The organism is Lacticaseibacillus daqingensis (assembly GCF_003946115.1).
In the GTDB taxonomy this organism is placed as follows: Bacteria; Bacillota; Bacilli; order Lactobacillales; family Lactobacillaceae; genus Lacticaseibacillus; species Lacticaseibacillus daqingensis.
Genome location: NZ_RHOH01000020.1, coordinates 1 through 8,900, shown reverse-complemented (window position 1 = coordinate 8,900; position 8,900 = coordinate 1). Strand labels below are relative to the sequence as shown.

At 54.9% G+C, this 8,900-nt stretch carries 6 protein-coding genes and 23 tRNA genes; all 29 read right to left on the bottom strand.

Annotation, left to right across the window (positions count from 1 at the left end; translation table 11 throughout):
• Window positions 1-169: 169 nt before the first annotated feature.
• On the bottom strand, window positions 170-616 hold the full coding sequence (locus EKM88_RS12990; protein ID WP_125706719.1) for a Fur family transcriptional regulator: 447 nt from the start codon (window positions 614-616) through the stop codon (window positions 170-172).
• Window positions 617-737: 121 nt separating this feature from the next.
• The gene (locus EKM88_RS12985; protein ID WP_125706718.1) at window positions 738-2,846 is read right to left on the bottom strand and encodes an LTA synthase family protein; all 2,109 of its coding nucleotides are present in this window, start codon (window positions 2,844-2,846) and stop codon (window positions 738-740) included.
• A 164-nt stretch (window positions 2,847-3,010) separates the two neighbouring features.
• The gene (locus EKM88_RS12980) at window positions 3,011-3,253 is read right to left on the bottom strand and encodes a YkuJ family protein (RefSeq protein WP_125706717.1); all 243 of its coding nucleotides are present in this window, start codon (window positions 3,251-3,253) and stop codon (window positions 3,011-3,013) included.
• Between the two features lie 87 nt (window positions 3,254-3,340).
• Complete coding sequence (locus EKM88_RS12975; protein WP_125706716.1) at window positions 3,341-4,372, bottom strand: lysylphosphatidylglycerol synthase transmembrane domain-containing protein; 1,032 nt, start codon at window positions 4,370-4,372, stop codon at window positions 3,341-3,343.
• The gene (locus EKM88_RS12970; RefSeq protein WP_125706715.1) at window positions 4,369-5,403 is read right to left on the bottom strand and encodes a glycosyltransferase family 4 protein; all 1,035 of its coding nucleotides are present in this window, start codon (window positions 5,401-5,403) and stop codon (window positions 4,369-4,371) included. Before EKM88_RS12970 ends, EKM88_RS12975 begins: the two co-directional genes overlap by 4 nt.
• Complete coding sequence (locus EKM88_RS12965) at window positions 5,400-6,611, bottom strand: glycosyltransferase family 4 protein (protein ID WP_125706714.1); 1,212 nt, start codon at window positions 6,609-6,611, stop codon at window positions 5,400-5,402. The genes EKM88_RS12970 and EKM88_RS12965 overlap by 4 nt, the downstream gene beginning before the upstream one ends.
• Before the next feature lie 203 nt (window positions 6,612-6,814).
• Window positions 6,815-6,898: transfer RNA gene (locus tag EKM88_RS12960), tRNA-Leu, on the bottom strand.
• A 33-nt stretch (window positions 6,899-6,931) separates the two neighbouring features.
• A tRNA-Cys gene (locus tag EKM88_RS12955) sits at window positions 6,932-7,003 on the bottom strand.
• A 19-nt stretch (window positions 7,004-7,022) separates the two neighbouring features.
• Window positions 7,023-7,094 (bottom strand) — tRNA-Gln (locus tag EKM88_RS12950).
• A 6-nt stretch (window positions 7,095-7,100) separates the two neighbouring features.
• A tRNA-His gene (locus EKM88_RS12945) sits at window positions 7,101-7,173 on the bottom strand.
• A gap of 14 nt (window positions 7,174-7,187) precedes the next feature.
• Window positions 7,188-7,258 (bottom strand) — tRNA-Trp (locus EKM88_RS12940).
• Window positions 7,259-7,263: 5 nt separating this feature from the next.
• A tRNA-Tyr gene (locus tag EKM88_RS12935) sits at window positions 7,264-7,344 on the bottom strand.
• A gap of 5 nt (window positions 7,345-7,349) precedes the next feature.
• Window positions 7,350-7,422: transfer RNA gene (locus EKM88_RS12930), tRNA-Phe, on the bottom strand.
• A 5-nt stretch (window positions 7,423-7,427) separates the two neighbouring features.
• Window positions 7,428-7,501, bottom strand: a tRNA-Asp gene (locus EKM88_RS12925).
• A gap of 18 nt (window positions 7,502-7,519) precedes the next feature.
• Window positions 7,520-7,593, bottom strand: a tRNA-Met gene (locus EKM88_RS12920).
• 10 nt (window positions 7,594-7,603) lie between these two features.
• Window positions 7,604-7,693, bottom strand: a tRNA-Ser gene (locus EKM88_RS12915).
• A 14-nt stretch (window positions 7,694-7,707) separates the two neighbouring features.
• Window positions 7,708-7,779: transfer RNA gene (locus tag EKM88_RS12910), tRNA-Glu, on the bottom strand.
• 7 nt (window positions 7,780-7,786) lie between these two features.
• Window positions 7,787-7,874 (bottom strand) — tRNA-Ser (locus EKM88_RS12905).
• Window positions 7,875-7,894: 20 nt separating this feature from the next.
• Window positions 7,895-7,968 (bottom strand) — tRNA-Ile (locus tag EKM88_RS12900).
• Between the two features lie 13 nt (window positions 7,969-7,981).
• Window positions 7,982-8,052 (bottom strand) — tRNA-Gly (locus EKM88_RS12895).
• A 16-nt stretch (window positions 8,053-8,068) separates the two neighbouring features.
• Window positions 8,069-8,141 (bottom strand) — tRNA-Phe (locus tag EKM88_RS12890).
• A 5-nt stretch (window positions 8,142-8,146) separates the two neighbouring features.
• Window positions 8,147-8,220 (bottom strand) — tRNA-Asp (locus EKM88_RS12885).
• 2 nt (window positions 8,221-8,222) lie between these two features.
• Window positions 8,223-8,296: transfer RNA gene (locus EKM88_RS12880), tRNA-Met, on the bottom strand.
• A gap of 48 nt (window positions 8,297-8,344) precedes the next feature.
• Window positions 8,345-8,418, bottom strand: a tRNA-Ile gene (locus EKM88_RS12875).
• Between the two features lie 8 nt (window positions 8,419-8,426).
• Window positions 8,427-8,500: transfer RNA gene (locus tag EKM88_RS12870), tRNA-Met, on the bottom strand.
• 38 nt (window positions 8,501-8,538) lie between these two features.
• Window positions 8,539-8,612: transfer RNA gene (locus EKM88_RS12865), tRNA-Pro, on the bottom strand.
• Window positions 8,613-8,617: 5 nt separating this feature from the next.
• Window positions 8,618-8,691 (bottom strand) — tRNA-Arg (locus EKM88_RS12860).
• A gap of 33 nt (window positions 8,692-8,724) precedes the next feature.
• A tRNA-Gly gene (locus tag EKM88_RS12855) sits at window positions 8,725-8,796 on the bottom strand.
• A gap of 26 nt (window positions 8,797-8,822) precedes the next feature.
• A tRNA-Val gene (locus tag EKM88_RS12850) sits at window positions 8,823-8,895 on the bottom strand.
• Between the last annotated feature and the right edge of the window lie 5 nt (window positions 8,896-8,900).

Genomic DNA, 8,900 nt, shown 5'->3' with positions numbered 1-8,900 from the left:
TATGCTGCGACGTGACCGCCGCGTTGACAACAACAAGTATCTTACCAGCCTTTTGGCCGCATCGTCAACAGGAAATTGCAAGTTTCGCCGCAAAAAAATAAATCCGAACACAGTATATTTATTAGCTATACCTTGTTCGGATTTAATCCGGTTATCGTGTGATCAAAGCCTAATTATTCGCGTTTGCGAGCTTGGCTTGACAGGTCGGGCACAGGCCATAAACCTCTAGGTGATGGCCACTGACCTGAAAGCCTGTTTTACCAGCAGCGACCTGTTCCACATCGTTAAGCCCGGGATACACAAAGTCGACAATGCGGCCACAGTTTGTGCAGACCGCATGGTAATGGGGCACTAACGCAAAGTCGTAGTGGGTCGCAACATCCCCCACATTCATCTCCTCGATGAGCCCCAGATCGCTGAGCATCTTCAGGTTGTTGTACACGGTCGCCACGCTCATCCGCGGAAACTGTGGAGCCAAAGCCGCGTAAATCATCTCGGCCGTCGGGTGCGCCGTGCTGTCGATCATGAACTGAATGATCGCCTCACGCTGGGGCGTCACGCGAAGCCCGTGGGCCTTAAGGCGTGCAATCGTTTGGTGATACACCGTTTCTTGCATCTTGACCACCTAATCTCAGAATTGACTTACTATTTATCATCAGCTTACAGCTAATTGCTTGTCCTTGCAATATCGGCTCGCGGGTTAAAAATAGCCGGACCCGTTTGGATCCGGCATCCGCCTAGTTGGCGGCACTACTGCTGCTGTCACTGGTACTTGACGCATCATCCGGCATCAGCTCAGGGGCATCCGTGATGTACTGGTCAAGTAACGACTGGCCCCCGTTTTGGCTCAAAACGCTGGTGCCTGACTTTTGCGCTGCCTTCAGCTGCTTGGTGGCCTTCTTCTTGTTGTAGTTATACTTAGACTTATCCACCTTGGTAAACCCACTTGGGGTATAGAACCGCAGCAGGTCGCTGTTGAGCACCCGATCCGACAGTGACAGCGTCGTCGTCACTCGGTTGGTCGCCTGATCCACCGCCTGCTTCTGCGCGGCGCTCAGTTGACCAAGTCGCTCGCCGGAGGCTGTATCGTAGTATTCGCTACCGACCTTGGTGTACGCCGGGGTCACAAAGTCCCCATTGCGGAATGCGACGGTTTGATTGCGGTCCGTGCTGAGCAAGTCGGTCCCGAACTGAACAAAGTTGCTGGCCTGGATGCCCAGCAGGTTCTCCAGCGTCGGCAGAGCATCGATTTCCCCACCATAGGTATGGTTGACGCCGCCCTTGAGCCCTGGCATGTGGATCATGAACGGCACCCGCTGAAACTGGGCGTTGTCAAAGTCGTTGAAGGTCTCACGGCCGAGCAACTTGGCGATCGCCTTTTTGTGGTTACCGGAGATGCCGTAGTGATCCCCGTACAACACGAGCATGCTGTTCTTGTCCAGCCCGGACTTTTGCAACCAGTCCAGGAACTCACCAATGGACTGATCCAGATACCGCGCCGTCTGCACATAACCATCCACGGTTTTGTCACCGGTCGTGGTTTTGTCGATCGTCTGGTTCTTCTTGTCGAGGGTGTACGGGTAGTGGTTGGTGACGGTGATCAGCTTGGCGTAAAACGGTTGCGGCAGCTGCTCGATGTACTGCATCGAGTACTTCATGAAGATCTTATCCTTCAAGCCATAACCAACCTCATAGTTCTTACCGGTCGGATAGTAGCTCTTGGAAATGAAGTAATCGTACCCCCAAGACTTGTAGGTGTTGTCGCGGTTCCAGAAACTCGGCACATCTCCGTGGAAGGCCGCCGAGGTGTAGCCATTTTGGCCCAAGATCGCCGGCGCGGCCTGGAAGGTGTTACTGGTCCCGTCCGCCACCATTGCAGACCCTTCAGCGATCCCAAACAGCGAATTCTCCAGCATCATTTCCGCGTCGGCGGTTTTCCCCTGACCGACCTGGTTGAAGAAGTTGTCAAAGCTGAGGGTGTCATTGGCGTGGTAGAGCTTATTCAGGTTGGGCATCACCTCTTGCCCCTGCCACTTGAAATCGATCATGAACTGCTGGAGGCTCTCCAAGTGAATCACAAACACGTTCTTGCCCTTCGCCACCCCGGTGTATTCGACGTTCGGTGTGGCCGGATTCTGCTTGAGGTACTTGAACACAGAATCCAAGTCGCTCGCCTTAGCGTTGGCCTTGGCCGCACTGGTCTTCGCGGTTTTGACCCCGTCCACCACGGTGTAGGCGTTCAGGCCGAGGTACTTCACAATATAGTTGTTGTCAAACGTCCGCGTCAGCAGGCCGGAGCGGTCAGCGTAGGCCATGCTCAGGTTGGCCCCGAACAGACACAGCGCCAGCACCGAAATGCCAAGCGCGAACCGCTTTTTGATCGGGCGGATGGTCATCCGAATGGCGTGCGTGGCCAAAAGCACAATCAGAATGGCTACGTCCAAGAAGACGAACCAGTCGCTCGGCTCCATGATGCCCAGAACCCCGGTGCTCAGGTTATTTGACACGGCACCGGAGCCCTTGATCAAGGCGAAGGTCAAAAAATCCGAGAACTCGCGATAATACAGAATGTTGGCGAACAGCCACATTGAGGTCAGCGCATCGATGACGAGCATCGTCACGTAAGACTTGCGCCCACTCATGTATAAGGCGATGCCAAACAACAACAGTGTCGTCGGCAGCGGGTTAATCGCCAGCAGCAGCTCCTGCATGCTCCCTTTGACCCCTAAATTGAATTTGGTCTGGTATGCCCAGTAGGTCTTGACCCAAAACAAGGCGATGGCCAGCACGAAAAATCCAAAGCGCGTGTTAAAGTATCCGCGTATTCGACTGCCGATTTGCTTCATCGTGATCCCCCACTACTTATTATCTGTAACACAGGTAAGTTTACACAAGCGGTGCGTCAAAGGCAATTTTGCCCCGCCCGAAAGCTTTCGACTTAACTTCATCTTAAAGCCCCCATCGCACCGGTAACAAAAAAAGCCCTCGAACGGGCCCCTTTTGTGCTGCGTTAATTTTCCGAATCGTCGAGCAGGTCAAAGATTTCAATTGCAACCAGGTCGATGTCATCAAAATCAAACTTTTGATGCTGATCCATCTCTTCAAGTGTGAATGTCTCTGACTTTGGGTCGTATGAGACCAGCCCTTTTTCAACGCCGTCCTTTTCGAACCGCCGCGTTTGCACCTCGCCATCGGTTGCTTCCTGCATGGCTTCAAGGCGTTTAATGATCGCAACTAACTGTGAGCTTTTCATGAAACGGCCCCTTTCCTGTACTTCTGTGATAGCGTACCATAAAAACGCTTTTTGTGCCCATGAAAATGGCTGAAAGCCAAAGTTTTTTCACTTGTCCGGCCGGGCCTTGTGCTCGATTCGTCGCGGTGACACGCCCAGCGCCACCGCGCCCAGGGCCATCCCCAGATAATAGGTGAGCAAGCGCCACAAGAGCATCGCCAGCACCAGCTGCGACGCCAGCGGCACGTACGCGGCAAACAGCGTCTTAAAGCTGTACTCTGCCCCGCCGGTTCCTCCTGGGATCGGGAATAGCGACACGATCATCACGATCATGATGTGCAGAATCAGTACCTCAACGAAACTGACATCTGCGATCCCAAAGCAGCGTAACACGAAGTAGGGCACCGAGTAGTACAGAAACAACTGCACGAGCGTCAGCAGCGCGGCCTTGAGCACCTTGCGCTTCTCGCGCTTCAGGTGCAGGCTTTCCGCGTAAAAGGTATCGATTTTGGCATCAAGCTTCAACTGCAGGGCGGCCTTGCGCGCCGGCTTGGCAAACCACCCGAAGACGTTCACACCCCAGCCGACCAAGCGCTTCGTGAAGCGGTAGTGGTACATCACCAGCAGCAGGCCGATGATCACCGTCACATGGATCACGAAACCAAAGACGATCAATAGCGCCAAGGCCCCGAACTGTGCGACGATCTGGTGAAACCCCAGCGCGATCGTCAAGATGAAGTTGAGGAGCACCATGAATTGATACACGATGAACTTCATCAAGAGGATGGAGCTGGCGCGACCGCCTTCGACGCCCGCTTGCATCAGTGCCACCAGTTGCGCAGGTTGGCCACCCGAGGCGAATGGCGTGATGTTGTTGAAGAGCTGCTCAACCAGCGGGACCCGCAACGCGGCGGAAAACGGCAAGCGGTCGCCATCGTGCTGCACGAAAATCTGCACGACCACGGTTTCCACCAACCACGACAGGCACATCACGGCCACCGCCACTGCCAGCCAGCCCAGCTCGAGGTGCTGCAGCGTGTGCGCGACCTGCGCCAGGTTTTGGTGCCGCATCTCAAACGCAAAGATCCCTGCGCCGATCAGCACCATCAGCAGCGCGGCCCACTTATTGCGCCGACTCATGACCGGGCTCCGGCCATAGCGGCCTGAGTCGTATAAAAGTGTTCCCACACCCGGGCCAGGCGCGCCTCAGAATACGTGGCCGCCGCCTGCTGGCTCAACGCAGCATAGTGTGCTTGCGCCGCCGGATCAGTCCGCAGCGCAAGCAGCTTTTGATTCATCGCATCCGCGTCCTTGGCCATCATGGCAAACGGTTCGATGATCTCATCGTATAACGCGAGGTCGCGCACCATCACCGGGGTCTCTGTGCTGAACGCCTCAAGCACCGCCATCGGGAATAGCTCCTCAAACGAGGGGAGCAAGAACACATCCGCAATGTTGTAGTAATCCACCATATCCTCACGTGGCACAATGCCCGTAAAGGTCAGATTGTCCGGTGCGTTGGCCACCGCCGACTTCAGGTGGTCGTAGCCATTCGTGATCATCCCAAAGGAGAAGCCGCCGGCCCAGATAAAGCGCATGTCCGGGTTCCGCTTGGCTAAGGCGATGAAGTCATCCACTCCTTTGCGATCCTGCACCTGCCCGGCGCCAAACACCACGAAGTCGTCCGGGGCGATGCCGTACTGTTGCCGCAACTGAACCTTTTCATCCGGCTTGGCCGGGTAGAAGGTTTCACGGGAAACAAAATTCGGGATGTACGTCACTTTCTTCGGGTCGATGCCGTAAGCCGCCAGACGCGGAATAAAGTTCGGATTCACCACCACCAGCGTGTCCATCCGCTTGTAAAACGCGATGACGTACTTGTCGAGGCTCCAGCGCGCCACCCCCGGTAACCGCAGGCTTTGATCCAGCGTATCCGGCAAAAAGTGCACATAACCGATTTTGCGGCCCCGTCGCTTGCTGAAGGTCGAGGCAAAAAACGCCGGATCGATCGTGTGGTAGTGGCTGATCACGCTTGGACTGTACTTGTTGATGCGAATGCGGAACTCCCCAGGAAAGTACTTGTCCAGCAAGTCCAACAGCTCCGTGTAAACCGCGCCAACGCCCTGACCGGCCACCTTATCTGCGGATGAAAACATGTGAATATCGATCATGATTGCCCCTTCGTTGACGGTTCATCGGCATCCGCCGTCACCGTCTCCTCCTTGTCCGCCAGCTCACGACTGAAGTGTGTCATGGCAGCCGAATAGACGGCCAGCACCCGGTCCCCAAATAAGTCGGCGGAAATTGCGGTCAACTTGGCCTCGCGCGGGGCCGGGTCATCGAAGACCTGCGGGTGCACGAGGTAGTTGACGACCTGATGCACCATTTCGTCATCGGTTTCAAACGTGGTCCCGATGGCGGGGTCATCCAGCAGCATTTGCGTGTAATCCCCTGCTAAGGCCACCACCTTGCGGCCAGCCGCCAACGCTTCAATGTATGTCAGCCCCTGCGACTCCGAGTCGGATGCCGACACAAAAATGTCCGCGGCGCGGTAATAATCCGCCACCGCGTTGTGGTCGACCTCCCCGACGAACCGGACGTGCTCGCCCAGCCCCAGCTCAGCCGCCTGCGCCTCGAGGTCCTCTCGCGCCGGGCCGTCCCCGACGATCAGGAGCACCGCTTGCGGGACCTGCGCCAAAATCGCCGGCATTGCCGCGACGACCTTGTCGATCCGCTTCTCGTACGCCACCCGTGACAGCGACAGCAGCACGGGTACGTCCGCCAGCCCCAGCTGTGCACGCAACTGCGGGTCGCGTGCGACCCTGAACTGGGTCAAGTCGACCCCGGTCGGCACGATCGCAATGGGGACCTTGACGCCATAGCGATGCAGCGTGGCCTCAACACGCTCAGAAGGCGCCACAACACCCGAGACGTGATACAGAAACGCCCGCGTCATCTGCTTAACGTGGTACGGCCGCAACAGGTGCCCATTCATCACGTAATGCAGATAGTCTTCATACATGGTGTGATAGGTGTGCACGGTTGGGATCTTGAGCTGGCGCGCCACGAACTTGCCAATGTAGCCCATGGAGAACTCGGTTTGCGTATGTACGATGTCGAGCTTCAGTTCCTTCGCCACAGCGTACGCATGAAACATCCCGCGCACCGCGATCCGACGATCCGTGAACGAAACGAACGGCACGCTTGTGAAGCGAAAAATGTTGGGCTCAATGGCCCCATCTGGGACATGGGGATCCGTTGTGGTGAAGATGTAGACCGCGTGCCCCTTGCGTTCCAGGTCGTCCTTCAACGTTTTGATCGAGGTCGCGACACCACTGACCTGCGGAAAATATGAATCCGTAAAAATGCCAATATTCATCAGACTTCCTCCAAACGTCGACAAAAAGGTTTAGTTACAGTATAAGGACTCTCTACCCGTGATTCAATTTTCAGTGCCCTACTCCCATGATTTTAACAGAATCATTACTGAAAGCCCTGGCACCTAAGACTGAAATTTGCAGGAAATCTCGGCCCGACCGCGCCGTTCAAGGCAAAAAAAAAGACCCGTTGAGGGGTCATTGATACCGGTGATCGGGGTCGAACCGATACTCCATTGCTGGAACTGGATTTTGAGTCCAGCGCGTCTGCCTATTCCGCCACACCGGCATATTCTGTTAACTCTTGGTGGTTACCCAAGAAAGGCGGTGATCGGATTTGAACCGACGCATAGAGGTTTTGCAGACCTTTGCCTTACCACTTGGCTACACCGCCAGAAGTGCTCTTAGAGCAATTGGGGTAGCTGGATTCGAACCAGCGCATGACGGAGTCAAAGTCCGTTGCCTTACCACTTGGCTATACCCCAATCAAGGGCGGTATGTGGGAATCGAACCCACGTATGCTGGATCCACAAACCAGTGTGTTAACCACTTCACCAATACCGCCATAACATTACAAGCAGGGATAGTAGGAATTGAACCCACACTGACGGTTTTGGAGACCGTAGTTCTACCTTTAAACTATATCCCTATAAATGGAGGATCTAGGATTCGAACCTAGGAACCCGAAGGAACGGATTTACAGTCCGTCGCGTTTAGCCTCTTCGCTAATCCTCCAAAAATGGCGCGGGACGGAATCGAACCGCCGACACATGGAGCTTCAATCCATTGCTCTACCAACTGAGCTACCGAGCCATTAACGGTTCCAACGGGACTCGAACCCGTGATCTCCTGCGTGACAGGCAGGCGTCCTAACCAACTAGACCATGGAACCAACAATATTGAGTTGTAATTGCGGGAGCTGGATTTGAACCAACGACCTTCGGGTTATGAGCCCGACGAGCTACCAGACTGCTCCATCCCGCGATAATGTTAATGGAGAATGAGGGATTCGAACCCCCGCGTGGGTTGCCCCACCTGACGGTTTTCAAGACCGTTCCCTTCAGCCAGACTTGGGTAATTCTCCATAGTATATTGGCATGACCCGTACGGGATTTGAACCCATGTTACCGCCGTGAAAGGGCGGTGTCTTAACCACTTGACCAACGGGCCATAAAAACGGAGAAGGAGGGATTTGAACCCTCGCGCCAGTTTCCCGACCTACACCCTTAGCAGGGGCGCCTCTTCAGCCACTTGAGTACTTCTCCATGATTAATTGTTGGTACACTGGGCCTAAATGGACTTGAACCATCGACCTCACGCTTATCAGGCGTGCGCTCTAACCAGCTGAGCTATAGGCCCAAAAACTCGATCCAGCGGGTGACGAGAATCGAACTCGCGACAACAGCTTGGAAGGCTGTGGTTTTACCACTAAACTACACCCGCATGATGCTGCGGATACTGGCGCGGGACAGAATCGAACTGCCGACACATGGAGCTTCAATCCATTGCTCTACCAACTGAGCTACCGAGCCGACACCGGTTCCAACGAGACTCGAACTCGTGATCTCCTGCGTGACAGGCAGGCGTCCTAACCAACTAGACCATGGAACCAATTGCGGGAGCTGGATTTGAACCAACGACCTTCGGGTTATGAGCCCGACGAGCTACCAGACTGCTCCATCCCGCGATAATAAATAAAGTATAACGAACGAGGTCCGGTCTGTAAAGGAACGGATGGACCTTGTAGGGCTCGAACCTACGACCGGACGGTTATGAGCCGTCTGCTCTAACCAACTGAGCTAAAGGTCCAAGCTCGATCGCGGCGGGGGGGATCGAACCCTCGACCTCCCGGGTATGAACCGGACGCTCTAGCCAGCTGAGCTACACCGCGAAAAACTTCAATTAAAAAGAACGAACGTGTCGTTCTTATCGGGAAAACAGGATTCGAACCTGCGACCCCCTGGTCCCAAACCAGGTGCTCTACCAAGCTGAGCTATTTCCCGAACAATGCACCCAGTAGGAGTCGAACCTACAACCTTCTGATTCGTAGTCAGACACTCTATCCAGTTGCGCTATGGGTGCATATTCAATTCAATCTTTGCCGATGACCGGCAAAGCGGAAGACGAGATTCGAACTCGCGACCCCCACCATGGCAAGGTGATGTTCTACCACTGAACTACTTCCGCATGCTACTACGATCCTTTCGGATCAATGGAGGATACAGGGCTCGAACCTGTGACCCTCTGCTTGTAAGGCAGACGCTCTCCCAACTGAGCTAATCCTCCATAAA

Bases quoted from the DNA above. Each gene is read 5' to 3' on its own strand.
- EKM88_RS12980 (WP_125706717.1), bottom strand. From the start codon at position 3,253: ATGAAAAGCTCACAGTTAGTTGCGATCATTAAACGCCTTGAAGCCATG.
- EKM88_RS12970 (WP_125706715.1), bottom strand. From the start codon at position 5,403: ATGATCGATATTCACATGTTTTCATCCGCAGATAAGGTGGCCGGTCAG.
- EKM88_RS12985 (WP_125706718.1), bottom strand. From the start codon at position 2,846: ATGAAGCAAATCGGCAGTCGAATACGCGGATACTTTAACACGCGCTTT.
- EKM88_RS12975 (WP_125706716.1), bottom strand. From the start codon at position 4,372: ATGAGTCGGCGCAATAAGTGGGCCGCGCTGCTGATGGTGCTGATCGGC.
- EKM88_RS12990 (WP_125706719.1), bottom strand. From the start codon at position 616: ATGCAAGAAACGGTGTATCACCAAACGATTGCACGCCTTAAGGCCCAC.
- EKM88_RS12965 (WP_125706714.1), bottom strand. From the start codon at position 6,611: ATGAATATTGGCATTTTTACGGATTCATATTTTCCGCAGGTCAGTGGT.